14 protein-coding genes are annotated in these 20,615 nt (G+C 68.9%); 9 read left to right on the forward strand and 5 right to left on the reverse strand.

The window, feature by feature from the left end:
- Positions 1-77 precede the first annotated feature (77 nt).
- Positions 78-1,052, forward strand: coding sequence for a thiamine-phosphate kinase (gene thiL / locus FHR66_RS01495; RefSeq protein ID WP_160966581.1), 975 nt, complete (start codon positions 78-80; stop codon positions 1,050-1,052).
- 440 nt (positions 1,053-1,492) lie between these two features.
- Here the strand turns inward: thiL and FHR66_RS01500 are convergent, their stop codons facing one another.
- Positions 1,493-3,004: an N-acetylmuramoyl-L-alanine amidase family protein gene (locus tag FHR66_RS01500; RefSeq protein ID WP_160966583.1), complete on the reverse strand. Its 1,512-nt coding sequence runs from the start codon at positions 3,002-3,004 to the stop codon at positions 1,493-1,495.
- A gap of 566 nt (positions 3,005-3,570) precedes the next feature.
- On the opposite strand from FHR66_RS01500, the gene FHR66_RS01505 reads away from it, so the two are divergent.
- The 8 genes from FHR66_RS01505 to FHR66_RS01540 all read left to right on the forward strand — a co-directional run bounded on the left by FHR66_RS01505 (position 3,571) and on the right by FHR66_RS01540 (position 16,291).
- Positions 3,571-5,154 (forward strand): CocE/NonD family hydrolase, encoded by a 1,584-nt coding sequence (locus tag FHR66_RS01505; RefSeq protein ID WP_160966585.1) that lies wholly within the window; start codon positions 3,571-3,573, stop codon positions 5,152-5,154.
- A gap of 1,297 nt (positions 5,155-6,451) precedes the next feature.
- Positions 6,452-7,960, forward strand: a complete 1,509-nt coding sequence (locus tag FHR66_RS01510; RefSeq protein ID WP_160966587.1) for an outer membrane beta-barrel protein — start codon at positions 6,452-6,454, stop codon at positions 7,958-7,960.
- A 302-nt stretch (positions 7,961-8,262) separates the two neighbouring features.
- Positions 8,263-8,355, forward strand: a complete 93-nt coding sequence (locus FHR66_RS01515) for a potassium-transporting ATPase subunit F (protein WP_010341961.1) — start codon at positions 8,263-8,265, stop codon at positions 8,353-8,355.
- Positions 8,356-8,371: 16 nt separating this feature from the next.
- Positions 8,372-10,084: a potassium-transporting ATPase subunit KdpA gene (gene kdpA / locus FHR66_RS01520; protein WP_160966589.1), complete on the forward strand. Its 1,713-nt coding sequence runs from the start codon at positions 8,372-8,374 to the stop codon at positions 10,082-10,084.
- 10 nt (positions 10,085-10,094) lie between these two features.
- Positions 10,095-12,164, forward strand: a complete 2,070-nt coding sequence (gene kdpB, locus FHR66_RS01525; RefSeq protein WP_160966591.1) for a potassium-transporting ATPase subunit KdpB — start codon at positions 10,095-10,097, stop codon at positions 12,162-12,164.
- Positions 12,165-12,204: 40 nt separating this feature from the next.
- On the forward strand, positions 12,205-12,828 hold the full coding sequence (kdpC, locus tag FHR66_RS01530) for a potassium-transporting ATPase subunit KdpC (RefSeq protein WP_160966593.1): 624 nt from the start codon (positions 12,205-12,207) through the stop codon (positions 12,826-12,828).
- 66 nt (positions 12,829-12,894) lie between these two features.
- A complete protein-coding gene (locus FHR66_RS01535) occupies positions 12,895-15,573 on the forward strand; it encodes a sensor histidine kinase (protein WP_160966595.1) in 2,679 nt (892 codons plus the stop codon).
- Positions 15,563-16,291: a response regulator gene (locus FHR66_RS01540; protein ID WP_160966597.1), complete on the forward strand. Its 729-nt coding sequence runs from the start codon at positions 15,563-15,565 to the stop codon at positions 16,289-16,291. The genes FHR66_RS01535 and FHR66_RS01540 overlap by 11 nt, the downstream gene beginning before the upstream one ends.
- Before the next feature lie 243 nt (positions 16,292-16,534).
- On the opposite strand, the gene FHR66_RS01545 is transcribed toward FHR66_RS01540, so the two are convergent.
- From FHR66_RS01545 to FHR66_RS01560, 4 genes are read right to left on the reverse strand one after another with little or no spacing between them, the layout of a single operon-like run.
- Positions 16,535-17,920, reverse strand: coding sequence for an FAD-binding oxidoreductase (locus FHR66_RS01545; protein WP_160966599.1), 1,386 nt, complete (start codon positions 17,918-17,920; stop codon positions 16,535-16,537).
- Positions 17,917-18,468 carry a metal-dependent hydrolase gene (locus FHR66_RS01550; protein WP_160966601.1) on the reverse strand — a complete coding sequence of 184 codons (552 nt, stop codon included), beginning with the start codon at positions 18,466-18,468 and terminating at the stop codon, positions 17,917-17,919. Before FHR66_RS01550 ends, FHR66_RS01545 begins: the two co-directional genes overlap by 4 nt.
- 1 nt (position 18,469) lies before the next feature.
- Positions 18,470-18,838: a YraN family protein gene (locus tag FHR66_RS01555; RefSeq protein WP_160966603.1), complete on the reverse strand. Its 369-nt coding sequence runs from the start codon at positions 18,836-18,838 to the stop codon at positions 18,470-18,472.
- The gene (locus FHR66_RS01560; protein ID WP_160966605.1) at positions 18,828-20,552 is read right to left on the reverse strand and encodes a penicillin-binding protein activator; all 1,725 of its coding nucleotides are present in this window, start codon (positions 20,550-20,552) and stop codon (positions 18,828-18,830) included. Before FHR66_RS01560 ends, FHR66_RS01555 begins: the two co-directional genes overlap by 11 nt.
- Between the last annotated feature and the right edge of the window lie 63 nt (positions 20,553-20,615).

Below are 20,615 nucleotides of genomic sequence, written 5' to 3' on the forward strand. Positions count from 1 at the left end.
TTCGCCAGAGCGACATTCCCGTCCGAGGACGCGCTTTTGCCAATCCCCAATCCCCAATCTCCATTCCCGGCCCTTCAATGCCTGAATTCGATCTGATCGAGCGCCTGCGTGCGCGCAGTCGGGCGCGTGCGGATCTGCCGCTGGGCATCGGCGACGATGCGGCGTTGCTGCTGCCGCCGGCGGGGGAATTGCTGGCGATCACCACCGATACGCTCAATGCCGGGGTGCATTTCCCGGCCGAAACCGCGGCCGCCGACATCGGCTGGAAGACGCTGGCGGTGAATCTGTCCGACCTGGCGGCGATGGGCGCGCAGCCGCGCTGGTGCACGCTGTCGCTGTCGTTGCCGCAGGTCGACATGGCCTGGGTCGATGCGTTCGCCGAGGGCTTCTTCGCCCTGGCCGACGCGCACGGCATCGGCCTGGCCGGTGGCGACACCACGCGCGGGCCGCTGGCGTTGTCGGTGACCGCGATCGGCAGCGTGCCGGCGACGGCGGCGCTGCGCCGCGATGCCGCGCAGCCGGGCGACGAGGTCTGGGTGACCGGCCAGCCGGGCGAGGCTGCCGCGGCGCTGGCGTTGTGGCAGGGCGGCCGCCTGGACGTGACCGCGCCGGCCGCCGATCCGCTGCACGAACACCTGCGCCAGCGCCTGCTGCGGCCGACACCGCGGGTGCAGGCCGGCTTGCGCCTGCGCGGCCTGGCGCGGGCCTGCGTGGATGTCTCCGATGGCCTGCTGGCCGACCTGGAACACATCTGCGTGCGCAGCGGCGTCGGTGCCGAACTGGAGCTGGCCACGCTGCCGGCGGTCGCCGCCCCGGCCGACGCGGATGCCGCGCAGGTGCACGCCTGGCAACTGGGCGGCGGCGACGACTACGAGCTGTGCTTCACTGCCGACCCCGCGCAGCGCGCAGCGATCGTGCAGGCGCTGCAGGCGGTCGGGGTCACGGCGACGCCGATCGGGCGCATCGTCGCCGGCCGCGGCATTGTGGTGCGCGATGCCGACGGCCGGCCGTGGCAACCGCCGCGGCGTGGATACGAGCATTTCGTCAAGTAGCTTGCTATCTCGCGCGGGTGGATCGTTGCCGAGCAAGCACGGGCGTGGCGCTGATACGTCGCTGTGGCTAATCGATTCAAGGGCCTTAGGCTGATCACGCTCAGTGGCCCAGTTTGTCAATGTTCAGGCTGATCGATTTGCAGAGGCGCGATCTGAAGGATGCCGGCGAAGTGCTTAGGGATACGTCCGATGCCAGCTTCGAACTAGTGGGGCGCACTCCGTTTGGGGATCCGAACCGGCAGTGCCTGGTGGTTGTCGAAGGCTGCTGGTAGCGAGTGGGATGTTTGAGTTGTGCGCCGCATGGGGTGCCAACCGCTCTTGCGCTCGCTGGCACTGCATTCGGTAGACCAATAATCAGGATTGGCTCGGTAAGGTGCTGAATAAACCGGATAACGAAGGAGGTTCCATGGCGCTGATTAGCGCCATGGAACCCAGTGGGTCTAAGGTGTGCAAATGTACTTGTGCTGCAATTCGCCGCCTTGCACGTTGAAAGCGTCGTAGATTTTTGTCTTTGCGACGAATGTCGTTGGCTGCTTTATTCCGGACGGGCAGGAAAATTCGAGCTCTACCGTTTTATCTGCAGGCGATCGCGCGAATTGAAAGTGCTTCGATTTGCAGGTGCCGACAGGGCAGCTGATAAACGTCGTGTCGATGTGAAGCCAAGTATCAAAGTCGCCAGAGTAGGTCAGCTTCGGATACACATTTTGCGAGCGTCCGGAGGTGGGCTGCTCAATGCTGACGAGGGTGAATGGCGAGCAATCAACCGAGCGGAATCTCAGTCCCTTCTCCACTCCTCGTAGCGCGGCTTTCGCGAAATTCTGGTCATTCAGTGCTGCAGCGTCCTGCGCGTTGGTGTGATAACCCAGCTTAATAATGATGGCTGGCATGGTGGCGTAGCGATTTTCGATCTTGTCCAATTCGGTCACGCTATGCGCGATCTTGAAATTCTCATAGCCTGGTACGGAGTGGATCTGTTCTCGCAAATAGCACAGGACACTGTTTCCGAGCTTTTGAGCGAACGGACTGCCAGATTGTACGATGACCTCTGTCCCCGTCTTGCCTGGCTCGCCACTGTTGGTATGGATGGAGATCAGGTGGGTGGCACTTAACAAGTTGGCATAAAGCGGCCTGGAAGCCAGGTCTTCGTCTTGCTCGCGGAGGTCGATGCGCGTTGTGTCGTCAGTTCCATTTGGGAAAATGTTCCACAACGTAGGTCCGTTGTCGGGATAAAGCTTCTGCATGTAGTATCTGGTTGCCAGTCTCCATCCAGCGACATTGCTCTGTGGGTCGATAAAGAGATCACTGAGATTTCTGGTCTGTTTGATGCCTTTTACAGCTGTGTTCTTGCTCAAGATTTGGTTTTGGAGATTGCTGGAAAAATTTGCGGTATAGTCATCCTCAAGGATTCCATTGGTTGGGCTTTGCTGTGTAACCCATTGGTTGGATCCATGGTTGAAGTAATAGCCACTTCCCGGATTGAGGGCAACCGGTGGCGGTGTCGGTAGGGTCGATGTATCGGAACGATCTGATTGCACCGGGAAGTCGAGCGGAAACAGCTCATTGATGCTTGAGCCGTCGAAGCGAAGTGAAACAGTTGAGATGTCGATGATTCCATCGACAAGATCGTGCCCATACTGGCTTACCCTGTTGTAGGTATCACTGAAGCTTTCGCGCCATTTGGTCATGCCTTTCGGTATGAAGCCTCGGCCAAGGTCCACAATCACGATTTTGGAGGGGGCATCGTATGAAACCCGCACTACGATCGTTTTGTCTTGACCCGGGTATCGTTCCTGTTTGTCTATGAAGGCCTGCATCGCTGCCTGCAGTTGCGGCTGCAAATCAGTCCAAGCCGTTGCAGTAACGGCCGTCGGTGCTTCTCTCGGTTCTGCAGGCGCAATACCCGAATAAAATGTCAATATTGCGACGGTTGTTGCAAATTGCATCCACTTCATCTGTAGCTCCATGTGTTGATTCCATCCCCTGCCAATCGATCATATCAGTCGATGCGGTCGGCTTCGAAGATGTTATTGGTTTTTGCGAGAAGGCGTCTGTCTTCGGACATGCGCATCTGCGCCAAAGTAGTGGAGGATTGGGGCCAGCGACGACGCTATGCCTAGAATCGGAACCGACGCAAAACATGGTGTGGACAGATAGCGCTGGTTCTTTTTGGCCACGTAGCGATGGATCGCGTTCGATCCGTCACTGACTAGCTCGGCGCTACAGGAGGTTGCCGCCAGGTGGGCAAGCGCCTGACACAAAGAATCGCTGGACGTATTAAATAGGTCTGGCGCACGGCTCACGTCAGGTCATGTGCAGGCGTAAACCGCGGCCGAAACGCGGGCAGTACTGCGCCGCCACTCGGATGCCTTCCATACTGTGCCGCACTGCGGCGTGAATATCGCCCGTACCTGGTGGTACGGTCCGCCTGCCCGGCCCCGTGTCGAGCGTTTGTCACCGTTCTGGCAGTACCGTTCCGGCAGCCGGCCATTCCGGTTCGGCGCCGCTTGGGAGGCAGTCCATGCGCATGTCCGTGTCACGTCGCATCGCCCTTGGCGCGATGTTGCTGGTGTTCTCCGCCGCCGCGGCTGCGGCCGGCTTCAGCAAGCAGTACCAGAGCATTTCCAGTTTCGATGGCACCAAGCTCGGCGCGCTCGTCCTGGTGCCGCAGGGACAGGGCCCGGGACCGTTCCCGCTGGTGGTAATGCCGGCCAGCTGGTCGCTGCCCAACCTGGAGTACGTGGGCCGCGCCAGCGAACTGGCCAACGACGGCTATGTGGTGGTCAGCTACACCTCGCGCGGCTTCTGGGACTCGCAGGGGCTGATCGACATCGCCGGGCAGCCGACGGTGGAGGACGTCAGCGCGGTGATCGACTGGGCGCTGGCCAACACTCCGGCCGACGCCAAGGCGATCGGTGTGTCGGGCATCTCCTACGGCGCCGGCACCAGTCTGCTCGCCGCCGCGCGCGACCCGCGGATCAAGGCGGTGGCCGCGCTCAGCGGCTGGGCCGACCTGCAGGCGTCGCTGTACGCCAACAGCACGGTCAGCCAGCAGGGCGTGGGCATGCTGGTCGCCGCCGGGGTCGCCACTGGCCGGCCCGGTCCGGAACTGGCGCAGATCACCGCGCACGTGGCGGTGGGCGACTACGACGGTGCGGTGCAGGGCTTCCTGCCCAAGGCCGCCGAACGCGGGGTGATCAACGAGGTGCAGGCGCTCAACCGCAACGGCCCGGCGGTACTGCTGGCCAATGCGTTCAACGACGGCCTGTTCCCGCCGAACCAGTACATCAACCTCTACAACCAGCTCAGCGTGCCCAAGCACCTGATGTTCAGCCAGGGCGACCACGCCACCGCCGAACTGCCGGGCGCGTTGGGCCTGCCGAACCAGGTGTATACCGAGGCCACGCGCTGGTTCGACCGCTACCTGAAGGGCCGCGACAACGGCGTGGACCGCGAAGCGCCGGTGCAGCTGTCGACCCTCGGCGGCACCTGGCTCAGCTATGCCGACTGGAACAGCGTGCAGGCCGGCGCCACGCGCTACGGCCTGACCGGCCCCAGCGGCCTGCTGCTGCCGACCGGCTCGCTGAGCACCGGCAACAGCAGCGGCTGGAACTACCGCATCGCCACCGGCGTGCCGACCCTGGCCGACTCCGGCGTGGTGATGTTGAGCGGCCTGCTGCAGGGCCTCGGCCAGCCGGTGACGACCTCGATCCCGCTGGTCAGCCGTGCTGGTGCCGCAGTGTGGAGCGGCCCGGTGCTGTCCAGCGACAAGCGCCTGGCCGGCGCGCCGTCGCTGCGGCTGACGGTGACCCCGAGTCAGTCCAACGTGTCGCTGTTCGCCTATCTGTACAGCATGGACAGTTCGGGTTCGGCGCAATTGCTCAGCCACGTGCCGTACACCCTGCGCAATGCGACGCCAGGGTCACCGGTGACGCTCGACCTGGCGCTGCAGGCGACCGCGGTCGAGATCCCGGCTGGTCGCCGCCTGGTGCTGGTGGTGGACACCACCGATCCGCGCTACACCTCGGCCAGCCGCTTCGGCGGCACGGTGAGCTTCAGCTCGCCGACGGCCACGCCGTCGTTCCTGAGCGTGCCGTTGCACTGAGGCAGTTAGCGTTTCCCTTCTCCCCTCGGGACCATGGCCCCCTTTTCGGGGGAAGGTGCCCCGCAGGGGCGGATGAGGGTGCGGGCGGAGCTTCGCATGATCAGGTCGACGTGGCGCTTCGCGCACCGTACCCTCACCCCAGCCCCTCTCCCGGCGGGAGAGGGGCTTTGGCTCTCCCTTCTCCCCTCGGGAGAAGGTGCCCCGCAGGGGCGGATGAGGGTGCGGGCGAAGCTTCGCATGATCAGGTCGACGTGGCGCTTCGCGCACCGGACCCTCACCCCAACCCCTCTCCCGGTGGGAGAGGGGCTTTGGCTCTCCCTTCTCCCCTCGGGAGAAGGTGCCCCGCAGGGGCGGATGAGGGTACGGGCGAAGCCTCGCATGATCAGGTCGACGCGGCGCTTCGCGCGCCGGACCCTCACCCCAACCCCTCTCCCGGCGGGAGAGGGGCTTCGGCTCTTCCCTTCTCCCCCCCTGGGAGAAGGTGCCCCGCAGGGGCGGATGAGGGTGCGGGCGAAGCCTCGCATGATCAGGTCGACGCGACGCTTCGCGCACCGGACCCTCACCCCAACCCCTCTCCCGGAGGGAGAGGGGCTTTGGCTCTCCCTTCTCCCCTCGGGAGAAGGTGCCCCGCAGGGGCGGATGAGGGTACGGGCGTAGCCTCGCATGATCAGGTCGAGGCGACGCTTCGCGCGCCGTACCCTCACCCCAACCCCTCTCCCGGTGGGAGAGGGGCTTCGGCTCTTCCCTTCTCCCTTCGGGAGAAGGTGCCCCGCAGGGGCGGATGAGGGTACGGAACCACGCATCGCCACACAGCGCACCGGCCCATTCTGCATACGAATTTACGTAGGTTTTATTCGAACCGGCGCGCGCTTTGCAACGAAGATATCCGGCGATTCCTATACTTTCCGCGCTGACGACGGGGATGCTTGCGTGGAATCGATGGCTGGAAGTTTGAGCGTGTCGCTGACCGCAATGATCGCTTGCATGCGCAATATGTCGCCTCCGGTCGCGCATTCGCCTAGTGCCCGCGTCAGCGTGGCCGTCATGTCACGTGCGTTGCGACGCCACGATGTCTGCCGCAGCGCGCTGCAGCGTCCGCCGCCACGCCGCCGCGCGCGCTCACTGCACGCGCGTTGACTGTCTGACACCGCCGCCACCGCGGCGCTGCATTCCAACTCTCTCCCCGCGATGCGCCATCCGGCGCATCGCCAGCGATGGCGCGTGCGCGTGACGCGGCGCGCTGTCGTTGCCTCCCTCCACCCAAACAAGGACGGCTCGTCGCAGAGCCGAAGTCGCGATGTCCATGAAGCTGCACCCCCTGTTCCTGTCACTGACCCTGCTGTGCGCCGGCGATGCCGCCGCCGCGGGTCTGGCTGCGCCCGTGTCGGACGCGATGCCGGCGTCGGACGCCGCCACGGCGCCGCTGGCGCGCAGCGCCGATTGTGCCAATGGCTTCTTCTCGCGCCTGGCCTCGGCCTATCGCGAGGATGCGCAACCGGCCGATCCCGATGCGCCGACGCCGGCACGCCGCGGCCTGGCTTCGCCGTTCTCCTCGCCGCCGTTTCCGTCGGCCGAATGGCAGCTCGGTGCCGTGGACTACCCGGTCGGCGTGCCCAACGAGAATGCGCAGTACCCGGTCGAGAAGGCGCTGGCATGCACGCGTGTGGGGCAGTGGATGCAGCGCAACCGCATCGAGCTGTACGGCTGGATCAATCCCTCGCTCAACGCCAGCACGTCCTCGCGCACCAACTATCCGCTGTCCTACTCCACGCGGCCCAATCGCGGCGAGTTCAACCAGGCGCTGATCCGCCTGCAGCGCGTGCCGGACACCGTGCAGACCGATCATGTCGACTGGGGCTTCCATCTCGACGACCTGTACGGCTACGACTACCACTACACCACGATGAAGGGGGTCACCAGCGATCAGTTGCTGCACCACCCGCAGGCCAACAGTGCGCTCAACGGCAAGATCTACGGCAACGATCCGATGATCGCGCACGTGGACCTGTACCTGCCGTCGGTGGCGCAGGGCATGCTGGTCACGGTCGGCCGCTACCTGTCGCTGCCGGACATCGAGGCGCAGTTCTCGCCGAACAACTACCTGCTGACCCATTCGATCCTGTACACGGTCGACGCCTATACCAACATGGGCATCCTCACCACCACCAAGCTCAACGACCAGTGGACGCTGCAGCTCGGCGTGCACGGCGGCGACGATTCGGCGATCTGGGACGCGACCAGCCGCCTCAGCGCGCAGGCCTGCCTGCGCTGGGTCTCCAAGAGCAACGACGACATGCTGTATCCGTGCGTGGAGTCGTACAACAACGCCGCACAGACCTACAACAACCTGCAGGAGTTCGTGCTGACCTGGGGCCATCGCTTCTCGCCGAAGGTGCACATGCTCACCGAGGCCTACCACCTCTACGTGCGCGACCAGGCGCTGGCGACCGATCCGTCGCAATCGCACGCGCCGACCGGACGCCCGGGCTATGCGCTGGGCGAGGCGCCCGACTTCCCGCTGGGCCGCAGCAGCGCCGACGCCATCGTCAACTACGTCAACATCCAGCTCGGCGCCTCGGACATGCTGGCGATCCGCAACGAGTTCGTGAACGATCACGACGGTCAGCGCACCGGCTTCGCCACGCGCTACTCCAGCCACACCATCGGCCTCACCCACTGGGTGTCGCAGGACCTGGAGATCCGCCCCGAGCTGCGCTACGAGCACGCCTATGATTTTCCCGCCTACGACGGCGGCCGCCGCAATCATCAGGCGACTGCGTTGATCGACGCGATCCTGCACTACTGAGGACGGCGCGCGCGGCGCCGGCCGTGTCGCGCGTCATCGTGCGCTGCCGGCGCCGACCATGGCGATACGCCGGCACGCACGGTTTTACGCAGAATTTATGCGCGCCGCGCGGCTTCGCCACGGAGAGTTTATGGCGCCGGCTTCGATAATGCCGGCCTGGGCCAGAAGGCCTGTCCGACCCGGCGTCCCTCGCCATGTTGCGCTTCCCTTCTGCCTCCGTGCGCGTGTCGCGTACGGCGGTGTTCCCACGTGATTGCGGCCTGCCCTGCGGCGGGCCGTCCCTTTGTTTCGGAGTTGAGACCATGAGCGGTTGGCTTTCGTTCGTTTGCGGCGTGGCGGTGATCGTCGCGGCCGGTTACCTGCTGTACGTGATCCTGCGCCCCGAAGATTTCTGAGCCGAGTGCCACTTCCATGATCGATACATTGCTTGTCTATGCGCTCGCGCTGCTGCTGGGATGGCCGCTGGGCCTGTACCTGGCCAAGGTGATGCGCGGGGCGCCGATGCGCGGCGACGCGCTGTTTGGCTGGATCGAACGCCCGTTGTACCGCCTGCTCGGCACCGATCCGGCGCGCGGCATGCACTGGCGCGCCTATGCCGGCGCGTTCCTGGCCAGCAACCTGGTGCTCGGCGTGCTGGTGTTCGCGCTATTCGTGACCCAGGCCTGGCTGCCGTTCAATCCCGATGCGGTGCCCAACATGCGCTGGGACGTGGCCCTGCACACCATGGTCTCGTTCCTGACCAACACCAATCAGCAGCACTACTCGGGCCAGGCGCAGCTGTCGTACCTGTCGCAGGCGGTGGGCGTGGTCGGCCTGCAGTTCATCACCCCGATGATGGGCCTGGCGCTGGTCGCGGCGACGCTGCGCGGCCTGTTCGGTGGGCGCGGCCACGATGCGGCGCGCGCGGCGGCCGGCGGCGAGTTGCCGCAGGACGTGGACGTCGGCAACTACTGGGCCGACGTGATCCGTCCGACCCTGCGCTTCCTGCTGCCGCTGTGCCTGCTGTGGACGCTGCTGCTGACCCAGCAGGGCGTGCCCTCGACGTTGGCCGCCGGCCCGGTGGCCACGCCGCTGGACGCCAGCGCCGGGCAGCAGACGCAGAAGATCCCGCTCGGCCCGGTCGCGGCGATGGTGGCGATCAAGCAGCTCGGCACCAACGGCGGCGGCTGGTATGGGCCCAACAGCGCGATGGCGCTGGAGAATCCCACGCCGTTCTCCAACCTGCTGGAGGTGCTGGGCATCGTGCTGATCCCGGTGGCGGTGGCATTCATGGTGGGTCCGTTCACCGGGCGCCGCAAGTTCACCGCGCTGGTGTTCGGCAGCATGCTGGTGATGTCGCTGGCGTCCACCGCGGTGTCGCTGTGGGCCGAAGGCCACGCGCCCGGCAGTGCCGCGCTGATGGAAGGCAAGGAAGTACGCTTCGGCGTGGACGCCTCGGCCGCCTGGTCTTCGCTGACCACGCAGACTTCCAACGGCTCGGTCAACGCCATGCACGATTCGCTGGCGCCGCTGACCGGCGGCGTGGCCATGGTCAACATGCTGATCAACGCGATCTGGGGCGGCATCGGCTGCGGCCTGCAGCAGTTCCTGGTGTATCTGCTGCTGAGCGTGTTCCTGGCCGGCTTGATGACCGGGCGCACCCCGGAATTGTTCGGGCGCAAGATCGAGGCGCCGGAAGTGCGCCTGCTGGCGCTGCTGATCCTGCTGCAGCCGCTGGTGCTGCTCGGCTTCACCGCGGTCACCCTGGCCTTGCCGGCGTCGATCTCGGCGACCTCCAATCCCGGCTTCCACGGCATCAGCCAGGTGTTCTACGAGTACACCTCGGCCTTCGCCAACAACGGCTCCGGCTTCGAGGGCCTGGGTGACGGCATTCCGTGGTGGAACCTGAGCTGCACCGCGGTGCTGCTGCTGGGCCGCTATCCGGCGCTGATCGTGCCGCTGATCGTGGCCGCGCAACTGGCGCGCAAGCGGGTGGCGCCGGAAACCGGCGGCAGCCTGCAGGTGGAAACCCCGACCTTCGCGCTGACCCTGATCGCGGTCATCGCGGTCCTGACCGTTCTGCAATTCACGCCGGCTTTGGTGTTGGGACCGATCGCCGATCACCTGACCCTGGCCGCGCACTGAGACGACGACGATGAGCACCCCGCTTCCTTCTACTTCCGTGGCTTCTTCGCCGGCGCGCCGGCCTGGGCTGTTCGATGCCGCGGCGCTGCGCGCGGCCTTGCGCGACAGCGTGCTGAAGCTGTCGCCGCGGCACCTGCTCGGCAGCCCGGTGATGGCCGTGGTCTTCGCCGGCACGCTGCTGTCGGCGCTGATCACCGTGTCCGGCCAGGGCCCGGCCGGCTTCGGCTGGGCGGTGACCGCGATCCTGCTGGTCACCGTGCTGTTCGGCAACTTCGCCGAAGCGGTGGCCGAGGCGCGCGGCCGCGGCCAGGCCGCGTCGCTGCGGCGCGCGCGCAAGGACCTGGTCGCGCGCCGGGTCGCCAGCGTGCGGCTGGACGGCGAGGCCAGCGTGCCCGCCGCCGAACTGCGCCCGGGCGACCTGGTGGTGGTCTCGGCCGGCGAACTGATCCCGGCCGACGGCGAGATCGTGCACGGCCTGGCCACGATCAACGAGGCCGCGGTCACCGGCGAGTCCGCGCCGGTGCTGCGCGAGGCGGGCACCGACCGCTCCGGCGTCATCGGCGGCACCAAGGTGCTGTCCGACGAGATCCTGGTGAAGGTGACCGCCGAGCCGGGCCACAGCTTCCTGGACCGCATGATCGCGCTGGTGGAAGGCGCCAATCGGCAGAAGACGCCGAACGAGATCGCGCTGACCATGCTGCTGGCGGCGATGACCCTGACCTTCCTGATCGTGGTCGCCTCGCTGCCGGCGATCGCCGGCTTCGTCGGCGTGCACGTGGATCCGCTGCTGCTGATCGCGCTGCTGGTGTGCCTGATCCCGACCACCATCGGCGGGCTGTTGCCGGCGATCGGCATCGCCGGCATGAATCGCGCGCTGTCGGCCAACGTGCTGGCCAAGTCGGGCAAGGCGGTGGAAGTGGCCGGCGACGTCGACGTGCTGCTGCTGGACAAGACCGGCACCATCACCCACGGCGATCGCCAGGCCACCGTGTTCCATGCGCTCAGCGGCGTGGACGTGGCGCAACTGCGCGAGGCGGCGATGCTGTCGTCGCTGGCCGACCCGACCCCGGAAGGCAAGTCGATCGTGCGCCTGGCGCGCGAGCAGGGCCTGCCGCCGGCCGACCCGGAAGGCGCCGAGTTCGTCGCCTTCACCGCGCAGACGCGCATGTCCGGCGTCGACCTGCCGGCATTCGGCACGGCGTCGCCGCGCTCGATCCGCAAGGGCGCCGCCGATGCGCTGATCCGCCACGTCACCGCGCTGGGCGGGCAGGTGCCGGCGGAGCTGAAGAGCCGGGTCGAGCAGGTCGCGCGCAGCGGCGCCACGCCGCTGGTGGTGGCCGAGGGCCGGCACGTACTGGGCGTGGTCGAGCTGTCGGACGTGGTCAAGCACGGCGTGCGCGAGAAGTTCGCGCGGCTGCGCGCGATGGGCGTCAAGACGGTGATGATCACCGGCGACAACCCGCTCACCGCCGCAGCCATCGCCGCCGAGGCCGGCGTCGACGACTACATCGCCGAAGCCACGCCCGAGGACAAGCTGGCGCGCATCCGCCAGGAGCAGGCCGGCGGACGCCTGGTGGCGATGGTCGGCGACGGCACCAACGACGCGCCGGCGCTGGCCCAGGCCGACGTCGGCCTGGCGATGAACTCCGGCACCCAGGCGGCCAAGGAGGCCGGCAACATGGTCGACCTGGATTCGGATCCGGCCAAGCTGCTGGCGGTGGTGGAAGTGGGCAAGCAGCAGCTGATCACCCGCGGCGCGCTGACCACCTTCTCGCTGGCCAACGACGTGTCCAAATACTTCGCGATCCTGCCGGCGCTGTTCGCCGCCTCGATCCCGCAGATGGCCGCGCTGAACGTGATGCGCCTGTCCAGCCCGACCAACGCAGTGCTCGCGGCGCTGATCTTCAACGCGCTGGTGATCCCGGCGCTGATTCCGCTGGCGTTGCGCGGCGTACGCTTCACCCCGTCCTCGGCGACTTCGTTGCTGCGCCGGAACATGCTGATCTACGGCGTGGGCGGCGTGCTGCTGCCGTTCGTCGGGATCAAGGCCATCGACATGCTGCTGGTGGCGCTGGGCTGAGCCCGGTGCCGATTTTGACGCTCCTTCCGGAATCGCTCCCATGACCGTGTCTTCCGTTTCCCCCCGTGAGCCGATGCGCTGGCGCGCCGTGCTGGTGCTGCCGCTGCTGGTACTCGGCTCCGCGGCGCTGTACTCGCTGCTGGCCACCGTGCTGGCCGGCGCGCTGTTCCCCGCGCAGGCCAACGGCAGCCTGCGCACCCACAATGGCCGCGTGGTCGGCTCGGCGCTGGTGGCGCAGCCGTTCGCCGCCGCGGGCTACTTCCAGCCGCGTCCGTCCGGCGCCAAGTACGACCCGATGTCGGCGGCCGGCAGCAACCAGGCGCGCAGCAACCCCGACCTGCGCAAGCGCCTGGACGACACCCGCCAGGCGGTCGCCGCGCGCGAAGGCATCGACCCGGCGCAGGTGCCGGACGATCTGGTCACCCAGTCCGGCAGCGGCATGGACCCGGACATCAGCGTCGATGCGGCGCACATCCAAGTGGCGCGCGTCGCCGCCGCGCGCGGCCTGCCGCCGCAGACCGTCGCCGCCCTGGTCGCCGCACAGACCCAGCCGCGCCAGTTCGGCGTGCTTGGCGAGCCGCGGGTGAATGTGCTGGCGCTGAATTTGGCCTTGGACGCGGCCGGGAATGGGGAAACGGGAATCGGGAATGGGCAAAAGCAGTAGAGCGCATGGCCTGACGCTGTACGCTTCGCGAATCCCCAATTTCGAATCCCCAATCCCGGCCCTTCGATGCCAGACCCCCGCACCCAACAGGCCGACGCCCTGATCGGCGAACTGCAGCGCGAGCGCGGCGGGCGCCTGACCGTGTTCCTCGGCGCGGCGCCAGGGGTCGGCAAGACCTACGCGATGCTGTCGCGCGCTCGGCAGTTGCAGCAGCAGGGCAGCAACCTGGTGGTCGGTGTGGTCGAGACCCACGGCCGCGCCGAGACCGCGGCACTGCTGGAAGGCCTCACCGTGCAACCGCGGCGGCGCCTGGAGTACCGCGGCCGCACCCTCGACGAGATGGACCTGGATGCGCTGCTGGCGCTGCGCCCACCGCTGGTGCTGGTGGACGAACTGGCCCATCGCAACGCGCCCGGCAGCCGCCACGAGCGGCGCTGGCAGGACGTGCAGGAATTGCTCGACGCCGGCATCGACGTCTACAGCACGGTCAACATCCAGCACCTGGAGAGCCTCAACGACGTCGTCCACCGCATCACCGGCGTGCGCGTGAGCGAGACCGTGCCCGATGCGATCTTCGACCGCCTGCGCGACATCGTGCTGGTCGACCTGCCGCCGCGCGAACTGATCGAGCGCCTGCAGCAGGGCAAGGTGTACCTGCCCGAGCAGGCCGGGCAGGCGCTGCAGGCGTTCTTCTCGCCGTCGAACCTGGCCGCGCTGCGCGAACTGGCGATGCAGACCGCCGCCGACCGCGTCGACAACGATCTGCGCGACGTGCAAGCCGCGCAGGGCCGCACCAGCGTCGCGCTGCGGCGCACGGTGATGGTGGCGATCGACGGGCGCGGCCAGTCCGACTACCTGGTGCGAGTGGCGCGGCGCCTGGCCGAACGCCGCGGCGCGCCGTGGACGGTGGTCACCGTGCAGACCCAGGCGCAGCCCGACGCCGACTGGCAACTGGAGATCGACCGCGCCTTCGCGCTGGCGCGTCGGCTCGGCGGCGACGCCGCGCTGCTGCACGGCGCCAACGTCGCCGATACCTTGCTCGACCATGCCGCGCGCAGTGGTGTGTCCACGCTGGTGCTGGGGCGCACCCGCGAGCGTCCGCTGGCGCGGATGATCAACCGCACACTGACCCAGCAACTGCTGCAACGCGGCGCGCACTACGAGCTGGTGATCATCAGTTCGCCGGAGGCGCGCGCGCGCGCGCGGCGGCGCTGGCGCAGTCCGGGGCATTGGCTGTCGCGCGACGACCTGGTGTTCGCCACGCTGGCCTCCGTCCTGGCGGTGGTGGTGGCCTGGGTCGCCGAACGTTGGGTCGGTATCGACGACCTGTCGATGGTGTTCATCGTCGCGGTGGTGATGGTGGCGTCGAAGACACGAATGGCCGCGGCGGTCCTGGCGGCGCTGCTGAGCTTCTTCAGCTACAACTTCTTCTTCATCGAGCCGCGCTTCACCTTCCAGATCGGCGCGCGCCAGGGCGTGGTCACGGTGCTGCTGTTCCTGGTCGCCGCGCTGGTCGCCGGGCGCCTGGCCTCGCGCCTGCGCATGCAGGTGCTGGCGCTGCGCGCGGTCAATGCGCAGACCACCGCACTGCAGCGGCTGGGTCGCGAACTGACCAGCGCTGCCGACCTCGGCCAGGTGCTGGAGGCCGGGCGCCGCGCGCTCGCCGGTACGCTCGACGCCGAGGCCTGGCTGCGCCTGCAGCCGCTGGAGCGCGCCCATGACGGCGCCGACGACTACGCGCCGACGATGGCCGCGGTGGACCGCAGCGCCGCCGACTGGGCGCAGCGCCACGGCCAGGCCACCGGTCGCTTCACCGATACGCTGGCCGGCGCGAGCTGGTGGTTCCTGCCGGTGCGCCACGAGCGCGGCACCATCGGCGTGGTCGGCCTGCGCTTCGGCGCCGGCGTGCAGCGCCCTGGCCTGGAGCAGCAGCGCCTGGCCGAGGCGATGGTCGAGGACATCGGCCAGGCCGCGCTGCGCACGCGCCTGGTCGCCGACCTGGAGAGTGCGCGGGTCAGCGGCGAGACCGAGCGGCTGCGTTCGGCGCTGCTGTCCTCGGTCTCACACGACCTGCGCTCGCCGCTGGCGGCGATGATCGGCGCGGCCAGCAGCCTGTCCAGTTACGGCCAGGCGATGGACGCGGAGGATCGCCGCAGCCTGCTCGAGACGATCCAACTGGAAGGCGAGCGCCTGGATCGCTACATCCAGAACCTGCTGGACATGACCCGGCTCGGCCACACCGGGCTGACCTTGAACCGCGACTGGATCGGCGTGGACGAACTGATCGGCTCGGCCGCGCGGCGCCTGCAGCGCTACCAGCCGCAGGTGCGCCTGGACATCGCCCTGGCCGCGGACCTGCCGACGCTGTGGGTGCACCCGGCGCTGGTCGAGCAGGCGATCTTCAACGTGCTGGAGAACGCGGCCAAGTTCTCGCCGGCGGATGCGGCGATCCGCGTCGCCGCGGGCATGGTCGAGGGCCGCCTGCGCATCGACATCAGCGACCGCGGCCCGGGCATTCCCGAGGACGAGCGCGCGCGCATCTTCGATATGTTCTACAGCGTCGAGCGCGGCGACCGCGGCCGCCACGGCACCGGCCTGGGCCTGACCATCTGCCAGGGCATGATCGGCGCGCACGGCGGCAGCGTCGAGGCGCTGCCCGGCCCCGATGGTCGTGGCACCACAATCCGCATTACCCTGCCGCTCATCGAACCCGCCGCGCCGCCGTCCCGCCCCGATGCCGACTGAGTCCCACGCCGATCCGATTCCGCCGCCGCGCGTGCTGGTCATCGACGACGAGCCGCAGATCCGCCGGTTCCTCGACATCAGCCTGCGCGCGCAGGGCTACCGCGTGCTGCAGGCGGACACCGGCGCCGCCGGCCTGGCGCAACTGGCCGCGCACGGCGCCGAACTGGTGGTGCTGGACATCGGCCTGCCCGACCAGGACGGGCACAGCGTGCTGCGCGAACTGCGGCAATGGTCGTCGGTGCCGGTGATCATGCTGACCGTGCGTGCCGGCGAGGACGAGAAGGTGCAGGCGCTGGACGCCGGTGCCAACGACTACGTGACCAAACCGTTCGGCGTGCAGGAGCTGATGGCGCGCATCCGCGTGCTGCTGCGCATGCAACCGGTGGCCGGCGAGGCCGAGCCGGTGTTCGACGACGGCCACCTGCACATCCACCTGGGCCTGCGCGAGGTGCGCCTGGACGGCGAGGCGCTGCCGCTCAGCCGCAAGGAGTACGCGCTGCTCGCGCTGCTGCTGCGGCACAGCGGCCGCGTGGTGACACAGCCGCAACTGCTGCGCGAACTGTGGGGTCCCACCCACCAGGACGACACGCATTACCTGCGCATCCTGGTCGGCAAGCTGCGGCAGAAACTCGGCGACAGCGCGGTGGCCCCGCGCTACATCGCCACCGAGCCGGGCGTGGGGTTGCGCTTCATCGGCGTGCAGTGTCCGTCCGCGTGATGTGTCGCGTCGGCCTTGCCCGGTGTTCGTTGGAGCGGCTGCAGCCGCGACCCCGCGTTTTCGGTAAGGCCCGTCGCGACTGAAGTCGCTCCACAGGGCGTATCGCGACGGACACAGCCCGACAGCGACGGAAATCAGGATTAGGTCGACGTTGCAATGGATCCGCACGCGAAAGACGCTGTTACGAATCCCGAATCCCGAATCCCGAATCCCGAATCCCGAATCCCGAATCCCGAATCCCGCTCAAGCCTCCGGCAACACCTTCCCCGGATTGAGAATCCCATCCGGATCCAGTGCCCGCTTGATCGCGCGCATCGCGTCCAGGGTGGCGGCGTCGAAGGCCTGATCCATGTAGTCGCGCTTGGCCACGCCGATGCCGTGTTCGCCCGACAGCGTGCCTTCCAGCGACAGCACCAGGGCAAACAGCCGCGGCAGGGCGGCCTGCGCGCGCGCAGTCTCGGCGGCGTCGTCCGGCGCGTACATGATGTTGACGTGCAGGTTCCCGTTGCCGGCGTGGCCGAAGGCGACGATCGGCAGGTCGAACTCGGCGGCCAGCGCTTCCACGCCGGCGACCAGCTCGGGGATGCGCGACACCGGTACCACCACGTCTTCGTTGATCTTGCCGGGCCGGATCGTGCGCAGCGCCGGCGACAGCGCGCGGCGCGCGGCCCACAGGCGGTCGCGTGCGCTGCCGTCGGCGGCCACGTCCAGGGCCAGCAGGCCGTCGCCCTCGGCCGCCGCGCCCAGCGCCTGCAGCGTGTAGGGAAGGGTGTCGTGGTCGCCGTCGGCCTCGATCAGCAGCATCGCGCCGGCCTCGGGCACGTCGCTGCCGTTGCGACGCAGCAGCGCGATCGCGCTGCGGTCCATGAACTCCAGCATGGTCGGCGTGCTCGGCTGCGCCATCAGCCGCGACACCGCCGCGGCGGCGCCGGCGGCGTCGCGGTACAGCGCGCGCAGGCCGGCCTGCGCCAGCGGCCGTGGCGACAGCTTCAGCGTCGCTTCCACGATCAGCGCCAGGGTGCCTTCGCTGCCGACCAGCAGGTGGGTCAGGTCGTAGCCGGTGGCGTCCTTGGTGTAGGCGCCGCCGCAGCGGATCAGCTCGCCCGTGCCGGTCACCGCGACCAGGCCGAGCACGTTGTCGCGGGTGGCGCCGTACTTCACCGCGCGCGGCCCGCCGGCGTTGGTGGAGAGGTTGCCGCCGACGCTGCAGATCTCCGCGCTGGACGGATCCGGCGGCCAGAACAGCCCGTGCGGCGCCAGCGCCTGCTGCAGGTCGCCGTTGAGCACGCCGGGTTCGACCACCGCGCAGCGGTCGGCCGGGCGCAGCTGCACGATGCGGTTCATGCGCGCGAACGACAGCACCACGCCGCCGCTGAACGGTACCGCGGCGCCCGCGGTGCCGGTACCGGCGCCGCGCGCCACCAGTGGCACGCGGTGCGCACGGCAGGCGCGCACGATCGCCTGCACCTGCTCGCGCGTCTGCGGCAGTGCGACCGCGTCGGCCAGCGCCCAGCGCCGCGAATCGTCCTCGCCGTAGCTGCGGCGGCTGTCGGCATCGGTGCGCCAACCGTCGGCGCCGAGCAGCGCGGCGAGGGTGTCGGTGAGTGCGGTGGGGAGGGGTGTGGTCATGGCGAAGGCGGCGAAGAGGGAGCGGAGGGCGAGGGCGGCTGCAGCAGTTTCCAGGTGAGCACCGCCAGCGCCAGCGGCAGCCACACCCAGCGCAGTTCCGACAGCAGCGTGGCCACGCCGCGCGCGCTGAAGAAGCCGTTGGCGAACGGCGAGACCCGGATCGGCCGCCACGGCGCGAACCAGCGCTGCTCGCTCCACGGCCAGGCGAGGGCCACGCCGAGGCCGCCGGAAGTCATCGCATCGAGCAGCGGATGCGAGGCGGTGCAGACGAACATCCACGTGGCCGCCTGCAACGCGCCGGCGCGCAGGGGACGGTGCAGCAGCGCGCCGAGCATGCCCAGTACCGCGGCGAACAAGAGCGAGTGGCTGGCGCCGCGATGACCGAAGGCGTCGGCGTAGGGGATATGCAGGGCGAAGCCGAGCACGTCGGCGTCGGGCAGCATCGCCGCGACGATGCCGGCGCCGAGCAGGCGCGTGGAGATGCGCCCGCGGTCGGCGGCGGCCCACAGCGCCAGCGGCACCGCGGCGTGGGTGAAGATGCTGGGCATCTCAGCAATCCTCGGCGCGGAACGCGTCGCGCAGCCAGGTCAGCCGCGGCGGATCGCCCTCGGCCTCGACCACGTCGAAGCGGCACGGCCAGGTGGCGTACTGCGGATGCGCGGCCAGGAACAGTTGCGCCGCCAGCAGCAGGCGGCGGCGCTTGCGTAGGTCGACCGAGGCCGCGCCGCCGCCGAACGCGGTGCTGCGCCGGTAGCGCACTTCGACGAACACCAGGCTCTGCGCCTGCTGCATCACCAGGTCCAGCTCGCCGCCGCGGAAGGCGACGTTGGCGGCGATCAGGCGCAGGCCGGCGCGCTCCAGTTCGGCGCGCGCCGCCGCTTCCACCGCGTTGCCGCGTCGGCGCCGCTCAGTTTCCATCGGGCAGCGGGGTCGGACGCCCGCCGCTGAAGGTGGACCAGGCCGGGGTGCGCACGATGTTGCCGAAGCCGTCCAGGTGCAGCACGCCGGTGGCGCCGCGCAGGCCGCTGTCCTTGCCGGTCGCCAGCTTCTCCAGGTATGCGGTGATCTGCCAGGCGTCGTAGCCGAAGGCGAACAGGCGCGCGGCCGGGCCGCGTGCGGTCGGCAGCATGTCGGCCACGCTGGTCGCCGCCGGCAGGCCGCCGACGCCGCGCACGTTCCACAGTTCGCTCGGGTAGACGATGCCGTCCAGTACCAGGTCGTCCTCCGGCTTGCCGGTGCCCAGCACCAGCTGCGAGGTCGCCACCCGGGTCTTGCCGGCGAAACCGGCCAGCGCCAGCTGCGGCGCCAGCGCGCGGGCGGTGTTGCCCTTGACCGCCAGCAGCACCGAGTCCGCCGCGCCGGCGTTGCGCAGCTGCGCGCCGATGTCGCCCGGGGTGTCGGCCACGCTGACGCTGCCGGCGACCTTGCCGCCACGCTCGCTGAAGCGGTCGCGGAACGCGGCCACCGCGCGGCGACCGTTGTCGTCGTTGCTGCCGATCACCAGCGTGTTGTGGCGCTCGTGCGCCAGCAGGTACTCGGCGGCGGCGATGCCGTCGTCTTCCGGCGCCAGCGAGAAACCGGCGCTGCCGCCCGGCGGCGCGTGAGTGCCGCGGTTCAGCGCCAGCACCGGCACCGGCAGCGCGTCGCGCCCGAACAGTGCGGTGACCTCGTCGCGGCCGAGCGGGCCGACCACGAAATCGGCGCCGCCGTCGACCGCCTTCTGATAGGCGGCCAGCGCCCCGGCCGGGGTGCCGGTGGTGTCGATGAAGTCGATCGCAGGACGCCGCCGGGTCTCGCCGTAGTAGCCGGCGAGCAGGCCATCGCGCACCGGCGCGGCCGCGGTGGCCAGGTTGCCGCTCAACGGCAGCAGCACCGCCAGCTTGGCCGGCGGGCGGTAGCCGTCGCGTTCGGCCGGCGGCCGCTTGCTGGTATCGAAGCCCCATTGCTCGCCGCGGTCGAACGGACGCGGCAGCGCCAGGCCGCGGCTCAGCAGCGCGCGGCCGACGAAGTTGTACAGCGGGTCGCCGGCTGGCAGCGCGGCGGCGCGCGCCTGCAGGGTGGCGTCGTTGAGCGTGGCCAGCTGGCGCACGATGGCGCGCTGGTTGTCGCTGCGCGCCTGGCCGCTGAGGCCGTTGTCGGCGCGGGCACGCTCGTCCAGTGCCGCGGTGGCGTCGCCGGTGCCTTCCAGCGCCTGCGCGCGGGCCAGGTGCCAGCGCGCGCGCAGGTTCTGCGGCACCGCCTGCGGATCGCTGCCCAGCGCCTGCAACGCCTTGGCCGGCTGGCGGTCGGCCAGGGCCAGTTCGGCTTCCACCAGCGCCACCCGCACCTTGCTCAGCGGAGGCAACTGCCGCACCTGCACCTGTGCCAGCAGGCTGCGCGCGCGCGCGGCGTCGCCGGCCTCGTACCAGGCGAAGGCGGCGTCGCCCAGCAACTGGTTGCGCTCGCTGCCGGTGGCGCCGGCGGCCTGCGCCTCGAGCTGCTGCGCCGCATCCCGCGGCTTGCCCTGGTCCAGCAGCGCCAGCGCCGCCGATTGGGCCGGCGAGGCGCTCGGCGTCACGCTGGAGGTGGCGCAGCCGGCGATGAGCAACGCCAGCAGCGACAGGGCGGAAATCCTTGCGAATCGCTTGTTCATTTCTGGTCCATTCGGCTGGGCACGCCGGGCGCGCCGGGGAAAACCGCTACGATTCTACCCTTG

The sequence above is a fragment of the Xanthomonas sp. F4 genome, from assembly GCF_011761895.1.